At 38.0% G+C, this 23,579-nt stretch carries 23 protein-coding genes and 1 other annotated feature; all 23 genes read left to right on the top strand.

Going from position 1 to position 23,579, the window contains the following annotated elements; all coding sequences use genetic code 11:
• Positions 1 to 63 precede the first annotated feature (63 nt).
• The 23 genes from spoIIGA to pyrE all read left to right on the top strand — a co-directional run bounded on the left by spoIIGA (position 64) and on the right by pyrE (position 23,360).
• Positions 64 to 975 carry a sigma-E processing peptidase SpoIIGA gene (gene spoIIGA / locus HWQ49_RS01110; RefSeq protein ID WP_188205730.1) on the top strand — a complete coding sequence of 304 codons (912 nt, stop codon included), beginning with the start codon at positions 64 to 66 and terminating at the stop codon, positions 973 to 975.
• Positions 975 to 1,694, top strand: a complete 720-nt coding sequence (gene sigE, locus HWQ49_RS01115) for an RNA polymerase sporulation sigma factor SigE (protein ID WP_188205731.1) — start codon at positions 975 to 977, stop codon at positions 1,692 to 1,694. The genes spoIIGA and sigE overlap by 1 nt, the downstream gene beginning before the upstream one ends.
• A 142-nt stretch (positions 1,695 to 1,836) precedes the next feature.
• On the top strand, positions 1,837 to 2,619 hold the full coding sequence (gene sigG / locus HWQ49_RS01120; protein WP_188205732.1) for an RNA polymerase sporulation sigma factor SigG: 783 nt from the start codon (positions 1,837 to 1,839) through the stop codon (positions 2,617 to 2,619).
• Positions 2,620 to 2,707: 88 nt separating this feature from the next.
• Positions 2,708 to 2,950: a YlmC/YmxH family sporulation protein gene (locus HWQ49_RS01125; RefSeq protein ID WP_188205733.1), complete on the top strand. Its 243-nt coding sequence runs from the start codon at positions 2,708 to 2,710 to the stop codon at positions 2,948 to 2,950.
• Between the two features lie 69 nt (positions 2,951 to 3,019).
• Complete coding sequence (gene pgeF, locus HWQ49_RS01130) at positions 3,020 to 3,823, top strand: peptidoglycan editing factor PgeF (RefSeq protein ID WP_188205734.1); 804 nt, start codon at positions 3,020 to 3,022, stop codon at positions 3,821 to 3,823.
• Positions 3,824 to 3,845: 22 nt separating this feature from the next.
• The gene (locus HWQ49_RS01135) at positions 3,846 to 4,526 is read left to right on the top strand and encodes a YggS family pyridoxal phosphate-dependent enzyme (RefSeq protein ID WP_188205735.1); all 681 of its coding nucleotides are present in this window, start codon (positions 3,846 to 3,848) and stop codon (positions 4,524 to 4,526) included.
• Positions 4,527 to 4,538: 12 nt separating this feature from the next.
• Positions 4,539 to 4,955: a cell division protein SepF gene (locus HWQ49_RS01140; protein ID WP_188205736.1), complete on the top strand. Its 417-nt coding sequence runs from the start codon at positions 4,539 to 4,541 to the stop codon at positions 4,953 to 4,955.
• 25 nt (positions 4,956 to 4,980) lie between these two features.
• Positions 4,981 to 5,244 carry a YggT family protein gene (locus HWQ49_RS01145; protein WP_188205737.1) on the top strand — a complete coding sequence of 88 codons (264 nt, stop codon included), beginning with the start codon at positions 4,981 to 4,983 and terminating at the stop codon, positions 5,242 to 5,244.
• Between the two features lie 33 nt (positions 5,245 to 5,277).
• Complete coding sequence (locus HWQ49_RS01150; RefSeq protein ID WP_188205738.1) at positions 5,278 to 6,051, top strand: YlmH family RNA-binding protein; 774 nt, start codon at positions 5,278 to 5,280, stop codon at positions 6,049 to 6,051.
• A gap of 85 nt (positions 6,052 to 6,136) precedes the next feature.
• Positions 6,137 to 6,661, top strand: a complete 525-nt coding sequence (locus HWQ49_RS01155; RefSeq protein ID WP_188205739.1) for a DivIVA domain-containing protein — start codon at positions 6,137 to 6,139, stop codon at positions 6,659 to 6,661.
• Positions 6,662 to 6,785: 124 nt separating this feature from the next.
• Positions 6,786 to 7,004, top strand: a binding site (T-box leader).
• Between the two features lie 105 nt (positions 7,005 to 7,109).
• Positions 7,110 to 9,860 carry an isoleucine--tRNA ligase gene (gene ileS / locus HWQ49_RS01160; RefSeq protein ID WP_188205740.1) on the top strand — a complete coding sequence of 917 codons (2,751 nt, stop codon included), beginning with the start codon at positions 7,110 to 7,112 and terminating at the stop codon, positions 9,858 to 9,860.
• A gap of 420 nt (positions 9,861 to 10,280) precedes the next feature.
• A complete protein-coding gene (lspA, locus tag HWQ49_RS01165; RefSeq protein WP_188205741.1) occupies positions 10,281 to 10,757 on the top strand; it encodes a signal peptidase II in 477 nt (158 codons plus the stop codon).
• On the top strand, positions 10,747 to 11,661 hold the full coding sequence (locus HWQ49_RS01170) for an RluA family pseudouridine synthase (RefSeq protein WP_188205742.1): 915 nt from the start codon (positions 10,747 to 10,749) through the stop codon (positions 11,659 to 11,661). Before lspA ends, HWQ49_RS01170 begins: the two co-directional genes overlap by 11 nt.
• 209 nt (positions 11,662 to 11,870) lie before the next feature.
• Positions 11,871 to 12,410: a bifunctional pyr operon transcriptional regulator/uracil phosphoribosyltransferase PyrR gene (pyrR, locus tag HWQ49_RS01175; RefSeq protein ID WP_188205743.1), complete on the top strand. Its 540-nt coding sequence runs from the start codon at positions 11,871 to 11,873 to the stop codon at positions 12,408 to 12,410.
• A gap of 183 nt (positions 12,411 to 12,593) precedes the next feature.
• Entirely contained in the window at positions 12,594 to 13,931 is a 1,338-nt protein-coding gene (locus HWQ49_RS01180; protein WP_188205744.1) for a uracil-xanthine permease family protein, read from the top strand.
• A gap of 18 nt (positions 13,932 to 13,949) precedes the next feature.
• Positions 13,950 to 14,852, top strand: coding sequence for an aspartate carbamoyltransferase catalytic subunit (locus tag HWQ49_RS01185; protein ID WP_317450889.1), 903 nt, complete (start codon positions 13,950 to 13,952; stop codon positions 14,850 to 14,852).
• Positions 14,836 to 16,113: a dihydroorotase gene (locus tag HWQ49_RS01190; RefSeq protein WP_188205745.1), complete on the top strand. Its 1,278-nt coding sequence runs from the start codon at positions 14,836 to 14,838 to the stop codon at positions 16,111 to 16,113. The genes HWQ49_RS01185 and HWQ49_RS01190 overlap by 17 nt, the downstream gene beginning before the upstream one ends.
• Positions 16,106 to 17,233, top strand: a complete 1,128-nt coding sequence (locus HWQ49_RS01195; RefSeq protein WP_188205746.1) for a carbamoyl phosphate synthase small subunit — start codon at positions 16,106 to 16,108, stop codon at positions 17,231 to 17,233. Before HWQ49_RS01190 ends, HWQ49_RS01195 begins: the two co-directional genes overlap by 8 nt.
• Positions 17,200 to 20,403, top strand: coding sequence for a carbamoyl-phosphate synthase large subunit (gene carB / locus HWQ49_RS01200; protein WP_188205747.1), 3,204 nt, complete (start codon positions 17,200 to 17,202; stop codon positions 20,401 to 20,403). The genes HWQ49_RS01195 and carB overlap by 34 nt, the downstream gene beginning before the upstream one ends.
• Positions 20,400 to 21,158, top strand: coding sequence for a dihydroorotate dehydrogenase electron transfer subunit (locus tag HWQ49_RS01205; RefSeq protein ID WP_317450890.1), 759 nt, complete (start codon positions 20,400 to 20,402; stop codon positions 21,156 to 21,158). The genes carB and HWQ49_RS01205 overlap by 4 nt, the downstream gene beginning before the upstream one ends.
• The gene (locus tag HWQ49_RS01210; RefSeq protein ID WP_188205748.1) at positions 21,155 to 22,081 is read left to right on the top strand and encodes a dihydroorotate dehydrogenase; all 927 of its coding nucleotides are present in this window, start codon (positions 21,155 to 21,157) and stop codon (positions 22,079 to 22,081) included. The genes HWQ49_RS01205 and HWQ49_RS01210 overlap by 4 nt, the downstream gene beginning before the upstream one ends.
• Positions 22,054 to 22,764 carry an orotidine-5'-phosphate decarboxylase gene (gene pyrF / locus HWQ49_RS01215; RefSeq protein ID WP_188205749.1) on the top strand — a complete coding sequence of 237 codons (711 nt, stop codon included), beginning with the start codon at positions 22,054 to 22,056 and terminating at the stop codon, positions 22,762 to 22,764. Before HWQ49_RS01210 ends, pyrF begins: the two co-directional genes overlap by 28 nt.
• A complete protein-coding gene (pyrE, locus tag HWQ49_RS01220) occupies positions 22,737 to 23,360 on the top strand; it encodes an orotate phosphoribosyltransferase (protein WP_188205750.1) in 624 nt (207 codons plus the stop codon). The genes pyrF and pyrE overlap by 28 nt, the downstream gene beginning before the upstream one ends.
• Positions 23,361 to 23,579 lie beyond the last annotated feature (219 nt).

The following is a 23,579-nucleotide window of genomic DNA, read 5'->3' on the forward strand; positions in this document are numbered from 1 at the left end:
TGACATGTTTTTTAGGCTTCTTTTTTTATACTTCTTGTAAGCAACTTAAAAGGGATGTGGGTAGTGCAATTATATATCGATCTAATTTGGTTACTAAATTTTTTATTTGATTGGATGATTTTACTATTAGTCGCTTGGGTTTCGAGGTATCCGTTTTCACATACTCGCATTTTCTTAGCAGGGTTATTTGCATCATTAATTATTCCGCTATCGTTTTTGGTTAGCTGGGAGGGTGTTCATTCACCGATCTTCAAGCTTATATATTCTATTATTATTATTATGATTGGCTTTTCTTACACTAAATGGCGGATATTTTTGATTCGATTTGTCAGTTTTTATTTTATTAACTTTGCTATAGGTGGTGCTGTATTTGGAATTCACTTTTTCTTAACTACGAATTCGGACATGGTTTTAATCAATCAGACTAGCTTCGGTGATCTTGTTAGTTGGGTGGTGGTACTGACGTTATTTCCAGTAGCTTTGTATTTCACAAAGGATCAACTACAACAATTAACGATGTTTCAATTTAAATTTCAAAAACAATATGATGCCTGGATTGAGTATCGTCAAACAAACGTTAAGGTATTGGGCTTTTTGGATACTGGTAACCAATTAACTCACCCACTTACACAACGTCCAGTTATTTTAGTTAATGAAAAGACAGCTAGGAATTGGCTTGACGATGACTTATTAATGAGATTGAAAAATAATCTAAATGTCCTAGAAGAAGAGCAAGATGGTCTCATACAGTTCATACCATATCAAAAAGCAGGAGGGCAACAAGGAATGCTACCAGTTTTTTTGGCTGATCAAGTCACGGTTATGCAAGACAACCAGTTACTTACAACCAAAAAGGTCTATGTTGGTGTACATTTTGGTGAATTTTCTAAGCAAATGGAGTATCAATGTTTGTTAAACCCGTTACTATTGCAGTCAAAAAGAATGCGCGTAAAAGAAGTAAAGGGGGTATCATAATGCGTCGTTTATGGATGATTTTTCAACGATTTTATATTAAATTACTAGTCAAACTAAAATTGAAACGTGGCGAAATTTATTACATCGGTGGAAGTGAAGCATTACCACCTCCTTTGTCAAAAGATGAAGAAAGAAATGTACTCGAGAGGATGATGGAGGGTGATCAATCCGCTAAATCGATGCTAATTGAACATAACTTAAGGTTAGTTGTATATATTGCTAAAAAATTTGAAAACACTGGAATTCATATAGAGGATTTGATCAGTATTGGTTCTATTGGGCTTATTAAAGCTGTCAACACGTTTAATCCTGAGAAGAAGATTAAACTTGCCACTTATGCTTCTCGTTGTATTGAAAACGAAATACTCATGTACTTAAGAAGGAACAATAAACGTAAAACGGAAGTCTCATTTGATGAACCGTTAAATGTTGATTGGGATGGTAATGAGTTATTATTATCAGATGTGTTAGGGACAGAAGAGGATCTGATTACAAAGGATTTAGAAACCTCTGTTGACAAGACTTTATTAATATCGGCATTATCAACATTAAATGGACGAGAAAAACAAATTATGGAGATGCGTTTTGGACTGAGTGGATATAAAGAACAAACACAAAAAGATGTGGCTGACCAACTAGGAATATCACAATCATATATATCAAGGTTAGAGAAAAAAATTATAAGAAGATTAAAAAGAGAGTTTAATAAAATGGTCTAACCCCATGGGACACTTGAAATCTCAACTTTTTTACAACCATTAGACACTAGTTCTTCCGACTTGTTTAACGAATATAACCGAATAAAAACTCCCATTATGGAGAAAATGAGACTGACATCATCTCCAAATGGGAGGGGCTAACATGACGAGAAATAAAGTAGAAATATGCGGTGTAGATACGTCAAAGTTACCTGTTTTAAAGAATGATGAAATGCGTTTTTTATTTAAAAGGGTACAAGCTGGTGACGAATCAGCAAGAGAGGAGCTAGTGAATGGTAATTTAAGATTAGTATTAAGTGTGATTAAACGATTTAATCACAGAGGAGAAAATGTTGATGATCTTTTTCAGGTTGGTTGTATTGGATTAATGAAGTCCATTGATAATTTTGATTTAAGTCAAAATGTTAAATTCTCAACATATGCTGTACCGATGATTATCGGTGAAATTCGCAGATACTTACGTGATAACAATCCAATTCGAGTTTCAAGGTCGTTAAGAGATATTGCCTATAAAGCATTACAGGTTAGGGAACAATTAATGAGTAAACGGTCAACGGAACCGACGACACAAGAGATTGCCAAAGAAATGGACATCCCTCATGAAGATATAATCTTTGCACTTGATGCCATTCAGGACCCCGTGTCATTATTTGAGCCTATTTATAATGACGGAAGTGATCCGATCTTTGTCATGGACCAACTAAAGGATGACAAACAAAAGGACTCCTCCTGGATTAATGAATTAGCCATTCGAGAAGGCATTAAGAAGTTAAATGAACGAGAGAAATTGATTATTAATCAACGATTTTTTGAAGGAAAGACACAAATGGAAGTTGCCGATGAGATCGGTATATCCCAAGCACAAGTATCTCGCTTAGAAAAATCAGCTATTAAAGAAATGAATAAAAGTGTTTTAGACTCGTAATCATCAAACGTTAGAAAACCTCCTATGTTGGAGGTTTTTTTCTTTTGGTCAAAATCATATAAATAGGGTAATGGGGAGGAATGTTAAAATGCTATTGTCAGAATTACAAACGAAGGATATTATTGAAATTGAAAATGGTGAAAAAATCGGGTTTATTAGTGACTTAGAGTTAGATGTGACTGTTGGGGTTATTTTATATTTAATCGTTACCGTTCGTGGTAAATGGTTTGGTGTATTTGGCCAACAGGAGGAAGTAGCGATTTCTTGGTCCCAAATTGAAAAAATTGGAACTGACGTCATTTTAGTTAGGATGATTAAACAATCGACATAATCGTCCAATCGTCATAAGAAAATTCATAAAAGATATGATAGAATATGAATTAAAAGGGGCTGGAAGAAGATGAGTGAATTGTTTCAAGAACAACATGAGACGTACTTACAGATAAATGAGTGGGAAAAGTATGACGTTATGGCAGGGTTTTCAACTAGAAAAGCTGGTGTTAGTAAACCACCTTACAATACATTGAATGTTGGAATCCATGTCGATGACAATAAGCAAGACGTCTTACAAAACCGTCAGTACATAGCCAGTCACTTAAAAAAACCATTAGATCAGTGGAAGTGTTTAAACCAAGTTCACAGTACAAGAGTTCTAAATTTAGCTAAAGAAGAAACCTCTAAACATCAATTCTTTCACGAAAATCCAAGTGAAGATGCTGATGGGATGATTACGAATCACCCCGAGCATTTACTTGTAACTTACTATGCTGATTGTGTGCCACTTTATTTTATAGCTCCTAAGCAGAAATGGATAGGTTTAGCTCATGCGGGGTGGAGAGGGACTGTTAGTGGTATTGGACGTGAGATGGTTAATGAGCTAGTGAAACAAGGTGTGGATTCTAGTCAAATCCAAGTAGCAATAGGACCTTGCATTTCTCAACCGTATTATGAAGTGGATGATCATGTTATCAATCAAATTCCACAAGAATATCACACGTCTATACTAACACCTAGTCAGAACGAGAATCGTTATTTATTAGACCTTAAGGAGTTAAATTTCATCTATTTACAAGAAGCTGGGATTTTAAAGGAACATGTTTCAATTAGTCAGTATTGTACTTATCGTGATCAAGAGTTATTTTATTCATTTAGGCGTGACCATGGCCTTACCGGTCGAATGATGGCTTTTATTTCATTGAAATAAACAATATACAAGGGTGTTATACATGTCTGTAAAAGATAATTACGAATCCATAAAAGCAGAAATTGAAGCAGCTTGTCAGAAGGTTGGACGAGACCCAAGTGAGATCAAAGTTATAGCAGTTACTAAATATGTCTCCATAGATCGTGCCAAAGAAGCGCTTGCTTCGGGTGTGAGCCATATAGGTGAGAACCGTTTAGAAGGTTTCTTAGAAAAATACGAAGCCATTGGTGACCAACCTAATTGGCATTTTATTGGAACTCTTCAATCCAGAAAAGTTAAAGACTTAATTGATTATGTCGATGCTATTCATTCTATGGACCGGAAATCTTTAGCTAAAGAGATTAATAAACGAGCGAAGAAGCCTGTTGATTGTTTCGTTCAGGTGAATACCAGTGGTGAGGAATCAAAACATGGGCTTGCTCCAGAAGAGGTTACATCATTTGTGAAGCTTTTAGCTAATTATCCTAACGTTCGAGTTCATGGTTTAATGACCATGGCTCCATATACGGACGATGAAAAAGCGATTCGTTTATGTTTTCAAAAGCTTCGCCGGTTGCAACAAGAGGTTCAAAGTCATAACTTTTCGCATGCTCCGTGCGATCATTTATCGATGGGGATGAGTAATGACTATCCCATTGCTATTGAAGAAGGTGCAACACATATACGTATCGGTTCAAGTTTAGTTGGAAATGAAGTAAAATAGGAGAGGATTCTCATGAGTTTCAAAGAAAAGTTTAAAGCATTTTTTGAATTAGATGAGCAAGCTTCTTACGATGAGACACATGAAGCTAGAAAAGAAGTGGAAAGTCCGATAGCTTCTAAAGAAAAAGATAATGTTGTTAGCTTAAAAACGATCCAAAATGATACTAAAATGGTGTTGTGTGAACCATCTGACTTTGATGAATCTCAAGAAATTGCGGATCACATTAAAAGGAAAAAGTCAGTAGTTGTTAACTTACAACGATTAGATCATCAAACTAGTGTAAGAGTTGTTGACTTTTTGAGTGGTACTGTCTATGCTTTAAGCGGTAACATTCAAAAATTAGGTCAGCAGACGTTTTTATGTACGCCTGAACATGTTGATATATCAGGTAGTATTTCTGAAATCATGAATGAGAACCGATTTGACTAAACAGTCGGAAGAAAGGAGTTTATAAATGGGCCAGTTATTTAGTTTGCTATACTTGGCGATTAACTTATATTCATTTATGTTAATTGGCTATATTTTAATGTCATGGTTTCCTGGGGCACGCGATTCACAATTCGGTCAGTTTTTAGCTAAAGCTTGTGAGCCGTATCTAGAGCCATTTAGAAAAATCATACCACCATTAGGCATGATTGATATTTCACCAATTGTTGCGATTATTACTTTACACTTAGCAACATCAGGTTTAATGGTATTACAAGGTATGCTGATGTAAAGTAAGACCCAATAAGGTAGAAAGAGGAATGAGATGGATATCTATCAACATTTTCGTCCAGAAGAACAACCATTTATTGATCAAGTGACGGACTGGTTAGAACAAGCTGATAGACAATATCGAACGGTTGTCACAGATTTTCTCGATCCTAGAGAGCAATTGATTTTTAGTTCTGTGGTTGGACAAAATGAGCAAATCAATCTTGACTTTTATGGTGGATATCACCAATCAGAACGCAAAAGAGCCGTATTAGCTCCATTTTATGAAACCATTGAAAACAGTGATTTTACACTGAGTATACTGCAAGGCAACTATCCTACCAAATTCGTCTCATTATCGCATAGAGACCTGTTAGGAACTTTAATGTCTTTAGGTATTCAACGTAAAAAAATTGGAGATTTATTAGTTGAAGATGGTACTTTTCAAATTATATGTGATCGGGACATGGCCTTTTATTTAAAGATGAATTTGACCAAAATAAAAAACACATCAATCAAACTGTCTGAAGTAAGTGAACAAGACGTGATTGAACCTCAACATAGTTGGCAGGAGAAAGAAGGAACGGTCTCTTCCATTAGATTAGATGCCATTTTAAAAGAGATTTACCAGTTATCACGTCAAAAAGCTCAAGATTTAATTGAGAAAGAAGCAGTTAAAGTTAATTATCGAGTGGTTGACCAACCGGCATTCCAACTGCAGCCAGGCGACCTTCTATCTGTTAAATCGTTTGGAAGGAGTAAGGTGGTCAGTATTTTAGGAGAGACTCGGAAGAATAAACTTCGAATTAAAACTGCTAAGCTAAAATAATTATCAACTTTAGAAGGAATCTTGTATATTGTGTCGAATATGGATACATAAGGACAAGCGTAAGAGAATTAAAGGAGGTCATGTTATGGGTTTAACGCCATTAGACATTCATAATAAAGAATTTACTAGAGGGTTTAGAGGCTATGATGAAGATGAGGTTAACGAATTTCTAGATCAAGTAATTAAAGATTTTGAGAAAGTAATCCGTGAAAAGAAAGCACTAGAAGAGAAGGTCAATGAATCTCAAGAGAAACTAGGGCACTTTAGTAATATCGAAGAAACGTTAAACCGTTCTATTCTTGTTGCTCAAGAGACGGCAGATGAAGTGAAAAATAATGCGAATAAAGAAGCAAAATTAATTATAAAAGAAGCGGAGAAGAATGCTGACCGAATCGTTAATGATGCATTGGCCAAATCACGCCAAGTTTCAATGGAAATTGAGGAATTAAAGAAGCAGGCTAAAGTATTTAGAACGCGTTTGAAAATGTTAGTTGAGGCTCAACTAGATATCATTGAAAATGAGGATTGGGAAGATTTGTTTGAGATTGATACTGAAACTTCTCATGATGGGCAATTAGATTCTTCAGCTGAAAGGGCTTATTCTGAATAAGTGTCACACATTTTCTTTAGATTAATATAATTTGGTAATCATGAAGAGTTTGTGCTTGACTTAGCTATTATTTTTACCTATAATTTCATATCATAAGAATGTATATAAACAAATGAATCTGTCATATAAAGCTTAGAAGGGAACAGTACTTGAAGAGATTCTGTTTAAGCGAGCTAGGGTTGGTGCGAGCCTAGTAACAGACCTTCAAGGAAGATCATCCTGGAGCTTCCTTTTTGAAAACTGAGTAAAAAAGGACGTTCATTCACGTTACGAATGTTTGAGTGGGATAAAGAGTCATTCTTTATTCAATCAGGGTGGTACCGCGAGCTTGCTCGTCCCTAAGTCAGTTAGGGATGAGCAAGCTTTTTTATTTAATTTTATAAAGTTTATTGTGACAGATCTAAAATATGACTTTTTGCTCGACGTTAAATGATTGAGGAGGATTTACATGAGTTATAAAGAAACGTTATTAATGCCAAAAACCGAGTTTCCCATGCGTGGGAATTTACCAAACCGTGAACCCGAAATGCAAAAGCAATGGGAAGAAGATGGTTTGTATGAAAAAGTACAAGAACGTACAGAAGGACGCCCATTATTTATTTTACATGACGGCCCTCCATATGCTAATGGTGACTTACACATGGGGCATGCTCTTAACAAGATTTTAAAGGACTTTATTGTTCGGTATAAATCGATGTCCGGCTATCATGCACCTTATGTTCCTGGATGGGATACACATGGTTTGCCGATTGAAGTTGCTTTAACGAAGAAAAAGAAAATCAACCGTAAAGAATTATCTATTGCTGAATTTAGAGAAATGTGTAAGGAATATGCACTCCAGCAGATCGATAATCAGCGTGTTCAATTTAAGCAGTTAGGTGTGCGTGGAGATTGGGATAATCCATACATTACTTTAGATCCTGCTTTTGAGGCTCAACAAATTAAAGTGTTCGGTGATATGGCTAAAAGAGGTTTTATCTACAAGGGTAAAAAGCCCGTTTATTGGTCCCCTTCATCAGAATCAGCTTTAGCCGAAGCAGAAATTGAATATCAAGATAAACGCTCACCATCTATCTATGTTTCATTTGATGTAACAGATGGTAAAGATGTTTTAGATGGTGATGAGAAATTCATTATTTGGACGACAACACCATGGACCATCCCTGCTAATTTAGCTATAGCGCTACATCCTGAGTTAGAGTATGTATCAGTAGAAGCTAATGGTCACAAGTATATTATTGCCCATGATCTACTAGATGAAGTCGCAGAAAAATTAGAATGGGAAAGCCCAACAGTTGTTAAAACATTTAAAGGTCAAGATCTAGAATATGTTGTATCTAAGCACCCATTTTATGACCGTGAGTCTTTAATTATTTTAGGAGATCATGTGACGACTGAATCAGGTACTGGATGTGTTCATACAGCGCCGGGTCATGGTGAAGATGACTTTTGGGTCGGTGAACAGTACGGACTAGATGTTTTATGTCCGGTAGATGGTAAGGGAGTCTTTACTGAAGAAGCTCCAGGCTTTGAAGGAATGTTTTATGATAAAGCTAACAAAAATATTACCGAAAAGTTAGAAGAGGTAGGGGCTTTATTAAAGCTTGAATTTATGACTCACTCATACCCACATGATTGGCGAACTAAGAAACCAACGATTTTCCGTGCAACATCTCAGTGGTTTGCTTCAGTTAAAGACTTTCGTGATGATTTACTAAAAGCGATTAAGGAAGTAGATTGGCACCCTGATTGGGGTGAAACTCGGATGCATAACATGGTGCGTGACCGTGAAGATTGGTGTATTTCTCGTCAGAGAGTATGGGGTGTTCCTATTCCTGTATTTTACGCAGAGAATGGCGAAGAGATCATTACGGATGAGACGATTGAACATGTATCCAATCTATTTCGTGAGCACGGTTCTAACATTTGGTTTGAACGAGAGGCTAATGAATTATTACCAGAAGGATTTACACACCCGGGAAGTCCGAATGGTCAATTTACGAAAGAAACGGATATCATGGACGTGTGGTTCGATTCGGGTTCTACTCACCAAGGTGTTTTAGTAGAGCGAGAGGATCTAGATCGCCCAGCTGACCTTTACTTAGAAGGATCGGATCAGTATCGTGGTTGGTTTAATTCGTCATTGACTACATCTGTTGCGATTACAGGTAAGTCACCTTACAAAGGAATTTTAAGTCATGGATTTACTTTAGATGGTGAAGGTCGTAAGATGAGTAAGTCACTTGGTAATGTAATGGTACCAAGCAAAATCATGAAGCAATTAGGTGCAGATATTTTACGCCTATGGGTCGCAAGTACTGATTATTCAGCAGATGTGCGCGTTTCAAATGAAATCTTAAAGCAGGTATCAGAAGTTTATCGTAAGATCAGAAATACAATGCGTTTCCTTCTAGGTAACTTACACGACTTTGAACCCAACACACATGCATTAGCTGAGGGGGATCTTGAAGAAGTCGATCGTTATATGCTTATCCGTCTTCAAGAGACGATTGCAAAGGTTAGAAAAGCTTACGATGAATATGATTTTTCCGTTATTTATCATACGATCAATAACTTCTGTACCGTCGATTTAAGTGCCTTCTATTTAGACTTTGCTAAAGATATTCTATATATTGAGGAAGCAGATAGTAAGCGTCGTCGTAGTATTCAAACAGTTTATCATGAAATCGTTGTTAGCTTAACACAGCTGCTTTCTCCAATCTTAACGCATACAGCTGATGAAATTTGGAAATATATCCCTGGTGTTGAAGCAGAGAGTGTTCAACTCACTGATCTTCCTGAAGCAAGAACGATTGCTAATGAAGAGACAACAAAAGTGAAATGGCAACGTTTAATGACAATTAGAGAAGATGTATTAAAAGCACTTGAAGAAGCACGTCATGATAAGGTGATTGGTAAATCACTAGAAGCTAAAGTGACAATTGTCCCTAAAGATGAGAACACGTTGGAGCTTCTTGAGTCTGTAGAAAACTTGCATCAATATTTAATCGTTTCTGATGTTGAGTTGATCTCCAGTTATGAAACGGCTAAAGCATATGATACCGTTTCTGTGGCGGTTGAGAAGCATGATGGAGAGAAATGTCAACGCTGCTGGGTATCATCTCATTCAATTGGCGCCAATGAAGAACATCCTGAGTTATGTAGTCGTTGTGCATCAGTCGTAGCAGAAAAAGTATAATAATTTAAAAGGCTCCACATCTGAGTGGGGCCTTAGTTATGTGATGAACTGATGGGTGATGTTCATTAACTAGTTTTGTGCCTGTCCCAATGAAGTTATGAGCAATTTGGTGGGTTAAACTGTACGGGAGAAATGCTCTCAATGCCGTTTTGGCCTCGAGTGAAGTGCAAAACGTAAGCGAGACGCTCTTTCGATGACGTTTCGCCACCGTTTGAAGCACAAAACGTAAGCGAGACGCTCTTTCGATGACGTTTCGCCACCGTTTGAAGCACAAAACGTCAATGGAAAGCACCACGTAACCAAAAGTTAATGAACATTATATCCACTAGGTATCCCAAATAACAATCACTTTGTGCTATCGTTAAATCGTCTAAGTTATGGTAAAATTTTAATGTAGTTAATGAATGTGGAGGTAGTCAAGTGAAATATTACATATTGGCTTTATTTATCATTGGTTTAGATCAGGTAACGAAATGGATCATTGTTCGTACCATGAATATTCACGAATCGATTGAAGTTATTTCTGGCTTCTTTTATATAACATCACACAGAAATAGTGGAGCAGCATGGGGTATGCTACAAGGGCAGATGTGGCTTTTTTATTTAGTGACTGCCTTTGTTGTAGGTGTGATCGTTTACTTTATGCAGCAATATAAAAAGGGCTATCCTTTATTGAATATTGGATTTGCTCTAATATTAGGTGGCTCGATCGGGAACTTTATTGATAGGATGATGATGCAAGAGGTTGTTGATTTTCTAGACTTTATTATTTTTAATTACAATTTCCCAATTTTTAATGTGGCGGATATCGCCTTAACTGTGGGTGTTACGATAGTTATTTTATTAATTTTATATGACGAGTGGAACAGTAAAAGGAAGAGTGAAAATGACCAATAAATATACTTACAAAATTAATGAGGCTGATTCGAATAAGCGGATTGACCGAGTTCTAGCTGAACTAAATGAAGAAGCCTCTAGAAGTCAAGTCCAAACTTGGATCAAAGATGGACTAGTATCTGTTAACAATCAACCTGTCAAGAGTAATTATAAGTGCCAACTAGATGATGAAGTTAAGTGGGAAATTCCAAAGCCCAAAGAGATGAAGATTGAACCGGAAAATATCCCCCTTGATATTCGTTATGAGGATGAGCACTTATTGGTCGTTAATAAACCTAAGGGGATGGTGGTTCACCCCGCTCACGGTCATGAGTCAGGTACATTAGTTCATGCTCTTTTATACCACTGTGATGATCTATCTGGTATAAATGGAGTAAATCGCCCTGGTATCGTGCACCGTATTGATAAGGACACGAGTGGACTGTTAGTTGTAGCTAAGCATGATCAAGCTCACGAGAAGTTGTCGGAAATGCTTGCGAATAAAAAAGTAAAACGGCAATATGAAGCGCTCATCCATGGGGTTATTTCACATGAACATGGAACCATTGATGCGCCGATTGGAAGAGACTTAAATGACCGACAAAAGATGGCGATCGTCGACGGTGGTAAGGAAGCTGTCACACATTTTACGGTACTTGAAAAATTTGATCGTTATACCCATGTCGTTTGCGAATTAGAAACAGGTAGAACTCACCAAATCCGGGTTCATTTTAAATACATTAAACATCCATTAGTTGGCGATCCGAAATATGGACCGAGGAAAACGCTGGATGTAGAGGGGCAGGCACTCCATGCTAAACGTCTTGAGTTTACTCACCCTATAACTAAAGAAGAACTGTTATTGACAGCAGAACCACCACAAATCTTTTTGGATACGATTGAAGAAATTAAAAGAATGTCTTGACTTTTCGATTGTTTCCTTTAAAATAAGTTATTAAGAATAAAAGTTACATTATAACCTTTAACATAGTCCAGAGAGGCTAGCAAGGTGACAAATGTCGTTATAGGAATAAGTGTGTCTACTTATACCCTCTTTTGTTACCTTGGTTAACAAAAGAGGGTTTTTTAATGGTCTAATTCAAGTACACGTGCTGTATGTAAGGGGGCATTTTATTGAAAGAAAAAACACAGATATTGGATCAACCAGCAATATCTAGAGCGATTAAACGGATTTCACATGAGATTATTGAACGAAATAAAGGGACCGATGATTTAGTTGTTGTCGGAATTAAGACACGTGGAATCCCTTTAGCCAAACGGCTGCAAGAATCGATAAGTCAAATTGAGCAAGTGAACGTCCCTACAGGTGAACTGGATATCTCTTTATACCGAGATGATTTATCTAATAAGGATTTGGACGATGAAGCAACGGTTAATCAACGAACCATTGATGAAGATATTACAGGTAAAACGGTCATATTGGTGGATGATGTATTGTTTACTGGTAGGACAGTTAGAGCCGCTTTAGATGCCATTATTGACTTAGGTCGTCCTAAACAAATTCAATTAGCTGTTTTAATTGACCGTGGACATCGTGAATTACCAATTAGAGCTGATTATGTGGGTAAAAATATACCAACATCATTACAAGAAGTGATTAAAGTTCAATTATCAGAAACTGATGGCAACGATCAAGTCAGTATTTATGAATAATTATTATCAACAATTTAATAACATAAAGGACCTTTAAAGGTTAGTCCAGAGAGGCTAAAAAGGTCGTAAAAGCTTTTTGCGTACCCAATTGGGGAAGTGTGTGTACGTATGCCTCTTTGCGACTTTTTCGTAAAGAGGCTTTTTTTTGTATATCTAGACGAATTTAAAAAGGGAGAGAGACAGATGAGTAATGAGGAAAAAGTATTAGACGTTCATGAAGTACCGAAATGGACCAAGTGGTTTTTATTAAGTTTGCAGCATCTATTTGCTATGTTTGGAGCTACTATTTTAGTGCCCTATCTTGTCGATATGCCACCTAATGTAGCCTTAGTAACGAGTGGTTTAGGAACACTTGCCTATTTAATCATTACGAGAGGTAAAATTCCTGCTTATTTAGGATCAAGTTTTGCTTTTATTACGCCTATAGTTGCGGCCAGTGCTGCGGATGGGTTAGCAGGAGCAATGGTAGGTGCCTTTTTAGCAGGTATCGTTTATGGGATAGTTGCACTTATGATTCAAGCAAGTGGGGTTAATTGGTTGTTACGTTTATTACCTCCTGTAGTAGTTGGTCCAGTTATTATGGTTATAGGTCTAGGCCTAGCACCAACTGCGATTGATATGGCGATGTATGATGAAGGGGTTTATAACGGTACTTATGTACTGGTTTCGATAAGCACTTTACTTATTACGATCATAGCGACGATGTTTTTTAAAGGTTTTTGGAATGTGATCCCGATTCTCTTAGGAATTGTTGGAGGTTATCTGACTGCTTTAGTAACCGGAGTGGTTAATACCACAGGATTGGTTGCTAGTTGGGATAATTTGAACTCCAGTCAATCAGTTGCTGAATTCTTTGACGCACTCTTTGTAACTCCAGACTTTATCATTCCATTTGTTGACTACCAGCCACTAGATGTTCTTAGCTTATCAATTGTGTTCATTATGGTACCAGTTGCTCTAGTTACCATCACGGAGCATATAGGAGATCAAATGGTCCTATCCAAGATTGCCAATAGGAACTTTATCAAACAGCCAGGCCTAAATCGATCATTGTTAGGTGATGGTGTTGCAACCATGATCGCATCATTTTTAGGAGGACCACCAAACACTACTTATGGTGAGAATATCGGAGTGCTTGCCATCACAAGAGTTTTCAGTGTGTTTGTCATTGGGGGAGCAGCACTGTTAGCCATTCTATTTGGATTTGTTGACTTGATTGCCGTATTGATTGAGTCGATCCCTGAACCAGTTATGGGTGGTGTTTCAATCCTATTATTTGGTGTCATTGCCTCTAGTGGTATGAGAATGCTAATCGATAACCATGTAGATTTAGGTGTGAGAAGAAATCTTATCATTTCTTCTGTCATCCTAGTAATTGGTGCAGGAGGGGCTTTAATCGAATTAGCAGAAGGTGTAGAAATTCCAGGCTTAGCAATTGCAGCAATCGCAGGTGTATTATTGAATGCTATTTTACCAGGTAGAAATGAAGCAGGTAATAGTGGGCAAATGTTTGAAGATTAATAAAAAGGGCGTGTTGTTGTGCACTTATTAACCATGAACGATCTAACAAATGATGAAATTAATTATTTGTTAGACCAAGCTCAACTGATTATTGACGGTCAATCAAATCAATATGAGTTTAAATTGACTGGAAGTTTGTTATTTTATGAACCTTCAACTAGAACAAAGCTCAGCTTTGAAATGGCCTGTCATCAAATGAATATCAACTTGCTTTCTTTTTCTAAGGAAACATCAAGTGTCACTAAAGGAGAGTCACTTTATGACACGGTTAAGACTATTGAATCTTTAGGGGCCGATTTTATCGTTATTCGCCATCCAGATGAACAATTTTATGAAGGAATATATACTGATCTTCATGTTCCTTTAATTAATGCAGGTGACGGTACGGGCGAGCACCCGAGTCAATCATTACTCGATTTGTTAACGATTAAACAAGAATTTGGTGGGTTTAACGGTCTTAGTGTTGCAATCTGTGGTGATATCAAACATAGCCGTGTAGCCAAATCGAATGCCCGTGTCCTTCATCGACTAGGAGCCGATGTAGTTTTAGTCGCTGAAGAGGAATGGCAGGATCCAACTTTACCTTACCCATATATTGCGATGGACGAAGCCATTAAACAGGTAGATGTACTCATGTTATTGCGTGTCCAAAAGGAAAGACATAAAAATGGTGGTTTAGTCAATTCTCATTCTTATTTACAACAGTATGGTTTAACGAAAGATCGAGAACGAAAAATGAAACCTAGAAGTATCATCCTGCATCCTGCACCGGTTAACAGGGGAGTAGAGATTGATTCAGAACTGGTGGAATGTGATCGATCAAGAATCTTCAAACAGATGAATAATGGCGTTTATATTCGCCAAGCCATTATAGATTTTTGCATACAAAAAGGAGGAGTTTTACATGAAAATCATTATTAAGCAAGTGCGACTACTGTCAATGAAAGAAGAGGTCAATGTCTTAGTAGAAAACGGAAAGATTAAAGCTATTGGTCAGCTGGAAATTGGTGAAGTTGATCATGTGATCGATGGAAAAGGTCAATACTTACTCCCAGGTTTCGTCGATATTCATGTGCACCTTCGTGAACCTGGAGGTGAAGCTAAAGAAACAATTGAAACTGGGACAAAAGCAGCAGCAAGAGGTGGTTTTACGACCGTATGTGCAATGCCAAATACTCGACCAGTTCCAGATGATCAGGCGAATTTATTATATGTTAATGAGTTAATTAGTAAACATGGTCATGTTCGCGTTCTACCATATGCGGCTATTACTAAACGTCAATTAGGTAAAGAATTAGTTGACGTTCAATCATTAAAACAATTAGGAGCTGTAGCCTTCACTGACGATGGTGTCGGTGTCCAAACGGCTGGTAAGATGCATGAGGCGATGCAATTAGCAAGTAAGCATCAAACTTCCATTGTGGCACATTGTGAAGAAAATTCACTTGTTAATCAAGGTGTCATGCACGAAGGTAAGAGAAATAAAGAATTGAACCTTCCCGGTATTTCTTCTATTAGTGAATCTGTACATATTGCCAGAGATTTATTATTGGCTGAAGCAACAGGATGTCACTATCACGTTTGTCATGTTAGTACGAAAGAATCTGTTCGTATCATACGTGATGCTAAACGGGTAGGAATTCCTGTAACGGCTGAAGTGACCCCACATCACTTACTTCTAACAGAACACGATATTCCTGGCGATCAAGCTGATTTTAAAATGAACCCACCCCTTCGAAGTGAAGAAGACCGTCAAGCGTTAATTGCAGGTTTATTAGATGGGACAATTGATTGTATTGCAACTGATCACGCACCACATATGAGTGATGAGAAGTCCCAAGGTTTTCTTCATTCTCCATTTGGAATCGTCGGATTGGAAACGGCATTTCCTTTACTTTATACCCATTTTGTTCAAACCAATATAGTTACCTTAGAACAGTTAGTGGATTGGTTAACCATTAAACCGGCAAAAGTTTTCAATTTACCATATGGAAAACTTGAAATCGGTCAACCTGCCGATCTTGTCTTAGTCAATCTAAATGAAACATCGATAATTGATCCCAAAACCTTTTATTCAAAAGGTCATAATACGCCATTTGCTGGATGGGAAGTTAAAGGAAATCCTACGATGACCATGGTAGATGGAGAGGTTGTCTGGCAGGAGGAGGATATCTATGTCTAAGCGTTATTTAATCTTGGAAGATGGTCAAGTGTTTAAGGGTAGAGCTTTCGGAGAAACAACGACTGATCAAATAGGGGAAGTCGTGTTTCAAACAGGGATGACTGGTTATCAGGAAACCCTATCAGACCCATCATATTGTGGACAGATGGTGGTGATGACTTACCCTCTTATCGGTAGCTATGGAATTAATCGAGATGATTTTGAAACGGTAAGACCTGCTTTAAACGCGTTAATCGTTAAAGAATGTGTTCAATTTCCATCAAATTTTAGAAGTGAACAATCGTTAGATGAATACTTAAAACAAAAGAATGTGCCTGGTATTGAAGGAGTCGATACACGGCGATTAGTTAGACATATTCGTGAGCGTGGAACGATGAAAGCAATTATTACCGATCATTTAGATGATGTAGAAAATCAAGTAAGCCAACTTGTTCAAACACCTTTGAGAAATGATCAAGTTTCGCAGGTATCTTCCGTAAAGCCCTATATTGTCCCTGGGCGTGGAAGAAGATTGATCCTAGTCGATTATGGAATGAAGCATGGGATTTTACGCGAGTTAACCGAGCGCGGCTGTCATGTGACGGTGGTCCCTTACAATGTTACAGCTGATGAATTACTACAAATGCAGCCAGATGGCGTTGTTTTATCTAATGGCCCTGGGAACCCCAAGGATGTCCCTGAAGGAGTTGAATTAGTCAAAAACTTGATAGGGAAATTGCCGATTTTCGGTATTTGCTTAGGACATCAATTAATTGCTTTAGCCTGTGGTGCCAACACAGAGGGGTTAAAATTTGGTCACCGTGGCTGTAATCATCCCGTCAGAGACTTAAAAACAGGTGAGGTGTGGATGACATCACAAAATCATGGGTATTCCGTTTCCGAAGCTTCAGTTAACCATACACCATTAAAAATCACTCATGTTGCAATAAATGATGGAACGGTAGAAGGATTAGCTCATACGGATCACCCGGTTTACTCAGTTCAATTTCATCCAGAGAGCTCTCCAGGACCTCAAGATTGTCATCATCTATTTGACCAGTTTTTAACACGTATTGAAGAAGAGCAAAATATAGGGGGAGTAAAAACATGCCAAAACGTACAGACATTCGTCGGATCTTAGTCATTGGTTCTGGCCCGATCATTATTGGGCAAGCTGCAGAATTTGACTATGCAGGAACACAGGCTTGTCAGTCTTTGAAAGAAGAAGGGTATGAAGTTATATTAGCTAATTCCAATCCAGCTACAATTATGACAGATGAAACGATAGCGGACGTTGTTTATATGGAACCATTAACACCGGAATTTTTAGCAAAGATTATTCGCAAAGAAAAACCAGATGCTATTCTTCCCACATTGGGAGGTCAAACGGGTTTAAATTTAGCCATAGAACTTAATAAACGAGGGGTGCTTGAAGCTTATCAAGTGGAGTTATTAGGTACTAATTTACATGCCATTGAACAAGCAGAAGACCGAGAGTTATTTAGACAACTAATGATTGATTTAAATGAGCCAATTCCTGAAAGTTCGATTGTCAGTAGTGTTGATGAGGCTGTGGAATTTTCCGAGAAGATCGGTTATCCATTCATCGTGCGACCTGCTTATACGCTAGGTGGCACTGGTGGGGGGATGTGTTATAACTACAATGAGTTACTTGAGGTCGTTCAAAATGGGTTAGCTGTATCCCCAGCAAGCCAGTGTTTAATCGAGCGAAATATCGCAGGGTTTAAAGAAATTGAGTATGAAGTGATGCGAGACCACCATGATCATGCAATTGTTGTATGTAACATGGAGAATATTGATCCAGTAGGTATTCATACAGGAGATTCGTTAGTCGTTGCTCCTTCCCAAACGTTAAGTGATCGGGAATACCAGATGTTAAGAAATGTTTCCTTAAAAATTATTAAAGCTTTACAAATCGAAGGTGGCTGTAATGTTCAATTAGCTCTCGATCCAGACAGTTTTGATTATTATGTGATAGAAGTGAATCCAAGAGTCAGTCGGTCATCTGCTTTAGCTTCTAAAGCTACTGGATACCCGATTGCAAAACTCGCTGCCAAAATTGCTGTCGGATTAACCTTAGATGAGATGAACAACCCAGTTACAGGAACTACTTACGCGCACTTCGAACCAGCTCTTGACTATGTAGTTTCCAAAATTCCTCGATGGCCATTTGATAAATTCCAAGCGGCCAATCGTCAACTAGGTACACAAATGAAGGCAACTGGTGAAGTGATGGCTATTGGTCGAACGTTTGAAGAGTCGATTCAAAAAGCAATTCGTTCGTTAGAAATTAATACGAATGAGTTGTATTTACCAGAGTTAGAGTATCTAACAACAACTGATTTGATAGAACGTATGACTAAAGCGGATGATGAAAGGATCTTTCTTTTAATTGAGGCTTTTCGAAGAGGATTTCAATTGGAAGAAATATATGAATTGACTAAGGTTGATCGTTGGTTTTTATTCAAATTCCAACAGTTAATTCAACTTGAGAAAAAATTACAACACGAAGCCTGGTGTGTTGATTTAACGGAACAAGCGAAAGAGAAAGGCTTTTCGGATGAAACACTAGCTAGACTATGGCAATGTGATGAACTTCAAGTTTACCGTTGGCGTCAAGAGAATGGATTAACTCCTGTTTTTAAAATGGTTGATACATGCGCAGCTGAGTTCACATCACAAACTCCATATTTTTATAGCAGTTATGAAGAGGAAAATGAATCGATTCAATCCACTAACAAGAAGGTAGTCGTTTTAGGATCAGGACCCATTCGAATTGGCCAGGGTATTGAGTTTGACTATGCGACGGTTCACTCAGTGATCGCTTTAAAAGAAGCAGGCTATGAAGCGATTATCATTAATAATAACCCTGAAACAGTATCAACGGATTTCCATATATCCGATAAGCTTTATTTTGAGCCACTAACCATTGAAGACGTGATGCATGTCATTGATCATGAGCAACCTGATGGGGTCATTGTTCAATTTGGTGGACAAACGGCTATTTCTTTAGTCGATGACTTAGAACAGCGTGGTGTAAAGATTCTAGGTACCTCAAAAGCATCTATAGACTGTGCTGAGGATCGCGACCTGTTTGAACAAACCCTAGAAGAGTTAACTATTGCTAGACCAGAAGCGAGAATAGCAACTAGTCAATCTGAGGCACTCGCACTTGCTAAAGAAGTTGGTTACCCAGTTTTAGTTAGACCTTCTTATGTGTTAGGTGGCCGTGCGATGGAGATTGTTCATGAAGAATCTGAATTAAAACGATATATAAAAGAAGCCGTGAGTGTCCACCCAAATCGCCCTGTCTTAATTGATCGTTACTTAATTGGTCAAGAGCTAGAAGTTGATGCAATAAGTGATGGAGAAACCGTGGTGATTCCGGGAATGATGGAACATATTGAACGTGCCGGTGTCCATTCAGGAGATTCTATCGCCGTTTATCCAACACAAAGTATTCCTAAGGTGATTAAAGAGAAGTGTGTGCAGATCACGACTCAAATAGCGCAGAAATTACAGGTCAAAGGCTTAATTAATATTCAATTTGTTTATCACGAAGAGGAATTATACGTATTAGAAGTCAATCCTAGGTCCAGCCGTACCGTTCCATTCTTAAGTAAAGTAACTGGGGTGACAATGGCCAACCTAGCTACACAAATCATGCTTGGAGAAAAACTAAGCCATTTAGGTTATCAAAGTGGTTTAGTCGAAGAAGATGATGTTATTTCGGTTAAAGTTCCTGTCTTTTCTTTTGAGAAGTTACGTAGCGTTGACATTACATTAGGTCCAGAGATGAAATCTACTGGTGAAGTGATTGGTAGAGATCACTATTTAGATAAAGCTTTATATAAAGGAATTATCGCTTCGGGGTTAGAGGTTCCAACAGAAGGAGCAGTTTTATTAACAGTTGCTGATTCGGACAAAAAGGACATGATTAAACTAGCTAATCGCTTTCATTCACTAGGCTTTGAATTATATGCAACACAAGGCTCAGCAAAAGCCATCCAAAAAGCAGGGTTACCTGTTAATACGGTTCAAAAAATTGATGATCATAATCACCATATCTTAAATGTGATTGAAGAAGGCAAAGTCCAACTAGTGATTAATACGTTATCACGTGGAAAGCAGACTTATACGGACGGTTTTAAAATTCGTCGGGAAACCGTGGAACGTGGGATTGCCTGTTTAACATCGCTAGATACCGCAGAGGCTATGTTGTCAGTGATTGAGTCGATGACATTTACAGCAAGTGCCATGCCAAAAAATGAGGTGGTGGTCTCCTCGTGAAATTAGAATGTCTTCGGGTTATTGAAAACCATCAACTGGCTTTAGATACGTATGAGATGAGACTTCAAGGTGAAGTGCTACCAATACTTAGTCAACCAGGTCAATTTATTCACCTGAAAATAGGTCAGGTGAGTGAGTTTATGTTAAGGAGACCTGTCAGCATTGCAGATGTTGACAGAGAAGAGAAGTCGATCACTATTATTTATAAAGTAGTCGGCCACGGGACCAACTGGTTAAGTACCAGGATAATAGGCGATGAAATAGATGGGTTAGGTCCATTAGGTAATGGTTTCTCACTCCAACAACATAAAGGTGAAAGTATCCTACTAGTAGGTGGAGGAGTTGGTGTTCCCCCATTATACTATGCTGCTAAAGAGCTATCTAAACATAACCATGTTACTGCAGTATTAGGATTTCAGACGAGTGAAGCGATATTTTATGAAAGTGAGTTTAGCCAGATTGCCAAGACGTGGATCACGACAGATGATGGCTCTTATGGTTATTCGGGTCTCGTAACAGAATTAATCGCTTCATTGGGTAGCTTTACGACTTATTATGCCTGTGGACCTAATGGGATGTTAAAGTCCGTTCAAAGTCAATTGTCAGATATAAAGGGTTATTTATCACTTGAAGAACGAATGGGTTGTGGGATTGGAGCTTGTTTAGCCTGTGTTTGTCAAACTCGATGTAACAAAGGTTATATTAAAATTTGCAAGGATGGCCCAGTTGTCAATGCAGATGAGGTGATTCTATGAATCTTTCAGTGAATATAGCAGGTTTACCACTTAAGAATCCGATCATGCCAGCATCAGGTTGCTTCGGTTTTGGTAAAGAGTTTAGTAAGTTTTATGATTTAAACGAATTAGGTGCGATCATGATAAAAGCCGCAACTCAAGAGGCTCGTTTGGGGAATCCCACACCACGTGTTGCTGAAACATCATCAGGTATGCTAAATGCAATTGGCCTACAAAACCCAGGTGTCGACCAGATTATTAAAGAGGATCTTCCATTCCTTGACAATTATCAAACACCGATAATCGCCAATATAGCAGGTCGTACAAAAGAGGAATATGTTAAAGTCGCCTCTCAATTAGATCAACAACCTGTGATTAAAGCGTTAGAGCTTAACATCTCCTGTCCAAATGTTAAAGAAGGGGGAGTTCAGTTTGGTACAGACCCTACGCTAGCTTTTGAATTAACTAATGCCGTTAAAGCCGTCACAACAAAACCATTATTCGTAAAACTTTCACCAAATGTAACGAACATCGCAGACATTGCGCTAGCCGTAGAACAGGCAGGGGCAGATGGGTTATCCATGATTAACACATTAACAGGGATGAAGCTAGATTTATCTGGTAAGAAGCCTTTGTTAGCCAACCAAACAGGAGGGCTTTCAGGACCAGCAATTAAGCCGATTGCCATACGAATGATTTATGAAGTTCGGCAGCAAACACAGTTACCGATTATCGGCATGGGAGGGGTTACCTCAGCAGAAGATGTCTTAGAATTTTTATTAGCCGGTGCTAATGCGGTAGCGGTAGGAACAGCTAATTTTCAAGACCCGTATATTTGTCAAAACATCATTTTACAGTTACCAGACACCTTATCAAAGTATGGTTACTCTTCCTTAAAGGAGGTGATGTTCGATTCATGTGTAAATCCGTCTATCTCGCTTTAGATTTTCATAGTTTAGAGGAAACTAAATTATTTTTAGAGACTCACGAATTAGCAGGGATTCCAGTTAAAGTTGGGATGCAACTATTTTACGCTGAAGGTCATCAAGTATTAGATTACTTAAAAAGTAAAGATCACCCTATTTTTCTTGATTTAAAATTACACGATATACCTAACACGGTTAAACAAGCAATCAAAAGCCTAAGTGACTATGAGCTTGACTTTATTAATGTTCATAGCGCTGGTGGTCGGCAAATGATTGAGGCAGCTAAGGAAGGTATTGAAGCATCGGGAAATCAAACTAAGCTATTAGCTGTTACTCAATTGACTTCAATGGACGATCATTCCTTGAAGAATGATCTTTTAATTCATCATTCGATGGAAGATACGGTAAAGCATTACGCTAAAATAAGTCAAATAAGTGGAGTTGATGGCGTGGTTTGCTCAGTACGTGAAGTCGAGGTAATAAAATCAATTTGTGGTGAAACGTTTATAACTGTCTGTCCTGGGATTCGTCTTTCTAATGATCATCCTGATGATCAAAAGCGAATCGCAACACCATCTGATGCTAGAAAGGTTAATAGTGATTGTATTGTTGTCGGAAGAAGTGTGACAAAGGCTTGTCAACCTAATGAAGCTTATCAAAGGATGTTAAAGGAGTGGTCCTTATCTTACGTCAAAGAATAGCAGATAAATTAATTGAAATTGGAGCGGTTAAAATAGATACGGCTGATCCATTTATATGGTCATCTGGAATTCAATCGCCAATTTATTGTGACAATCGACTAACGATGTCTTATCCCGAAATTCGAAACATGATCGCACAGGCCTTTATAAAAGAGATGGATCATGAACAAGTAGATATTGTTGCGGGTTGTGCAACAGCTGGTATTCCCCATGCGGCTTTTATTTCACAACAGTTAGACCTGCCTATGATCTATGTACGAAGTAAGCCGAAAGAACATGGGCTTAATAACTTGATCGAGGGCTCGTTTAGGAAGGGTGATCGAGTCGTGGTTATTGAGGATTTAGTTTCTACAGGTCAAAGTGCTATACAAGTGGCTAACGCTTTAAAGAATGAAGGATGTCACGTTGAGAAAGTATTTTCAATTTTTACTTATGGTTTATCTTGTGCTAAGGACAACTTCGTGGATGCGAATTTAACTCATGAATCTTTAGTCACTTTTGATGATATTATTGGTCAATTAGTGGAGCGGAATGACATCGCTAAGAGTGAACAAGATAACCTACTTGCATGGCGTGATGATTTGGTTCTTAGTTAGCGATATTGGAGCCTAATTGCTTGATGATACGACAATCTTTTATCATTAACTGAAAGAGGCTGGGACATAAAGAAGTAAAGGGATGCTAAAGTGAATTGGATTAGCATAGGAAATATACGTAGACTCCTGCATAAGGAGGCTCCTGAGCCTCTCGCGGAAAGCGAAGTATATTTCCAAAACGTTAAATTGAACCAATCGTTTTGGAAAGCCTTTAGCCAA

The sequence above is a fragment of the Alkalibacillus aidingensis genome, assembly GCF_014595945.1.
GTDB lineage: Bacteria > Bacillota > Bacilli > Bacillales > Alkalibacillaceae > Alkalibacillus > Alkalibacillus aidingensis.

Excerpts from the sequence above, each read along its gene's own strand:
- sigE (WP_188205731.1), top strand. The coding sequence starts at position 975 with ATGCGTCGTTTATGGATGATTTTTCAACGATTTTATATTAAATTACTA.
- sigG (WP_188205732.1), top strand. The coding sequence starts at position 1,837 with ATGACGAGAAATAAAGTAGAAATATGCGGTGTAGATACGTCAAAGTTA.
- HWQ49_RS01125 (WP_188205733.1), top strand. The coding sequence starts at position 2,708 with ATGCTATTGTCAGAATTACAAACGAAGGATATTATTGAAATTGAAAAT.
- pgeF (WP_188205734.1), top strand. The coding sequence starts at position 3,020 with ATGAGTGAATTGTTTCAAGAACAACATGAGACGTACTTACAGATAAAT.
- HWQ49_RS01135 (WP_188205735.1), top strand. The coding sequence starts at position 3,846 with ATGTCTGTAAAAGATAATTACGAATCCATAAAAGCAGAAATTGAAGCA.
- HWQ49_RS01140 (WP_188205736.1), top strand. The coding sequence starts at position 4,539 with ATGAGTTTCAAAGAAAAGTTTAAAGCATTTTTTGAATTAGATGAGCAA.
- HWQ49_RS01145 (WP_188205737.1), top strand. The coding sequence starts at position 4,981 with ATGGGCCAGTTATTTAGTTTGCTATACTTGGCGATTAACTTATATTCA.
- HWQ49_RS01150 (WP_188205738.1), top strand. The coding sequence starts at position 5,278 with ATGGATATCTATCAACATTTTCGTCCAGAAGAACAACCATTTATTGAT.
- HWQ49_RS01155 (WP_188205739.1), top strand. The coding sequence starts at position 6,137 with ATGGGTTTAACGCCATTAGACATTCATAATAAAGAATTTACTAGAGGG.
- ileS (WP_188205740.1), top strand. The coding sequence starts at position 7,110 with ATGAGTTATAAAGAAACGTTATTAATGCCAAAAACCGAGTTTCCCATG.
- HWQ49_RS01170 (WP_188205742.1), top strand. The coding sequence starts at position 10,747 with ATGACCAATAAATATACTTACAAAATTAATGAGGCTGATTCGAATAAG.
- HWQ49_RS01180 (WP_188205744.1), top strand. The coding sequence starts at position 12,594 with ATGAGTAATGAGGAAAAAGTATTAGACGTTCATGAAGTACCGAAATGG.
- HWQ49_RS01190 (WP_188205745.1), top strand. The coding sequence starts at position 14,836 with ATGAAAATCATTATTAAGCAAGTGCGACTACTGTCAATGAAAGAAGAG.
- HWQ49_RS01195 (WP_188205746.1), top strand. The coding sequence starts at position 16,106 with ATGTCTAAGCGTTATTTAATCTTGGAAGATGGTCAAGTGTTTAAGGGT.
- carB (WP_188205747.1), top strand. The coding sequence starts at position 17,200 with ATGCCAAAACGTACAGACATTCGTCGGATCTTAGTCATTGGTTCTGGC.
- HWQ49_RS01210 (WP_188205748.1), top strand. The coding sequence starts at position 21,155 with ATGAATCTTTCAGTGAATATAGCAGGTTTACCACTTAAGAATCCGATC.
- pyrF (WP_188205749.1), top strand. The coding sequence starts at position 22,054 with ATGTGTAAATCCGTCTATCTCGCTTTAGATTTTCATAGTTTAGAGGAA.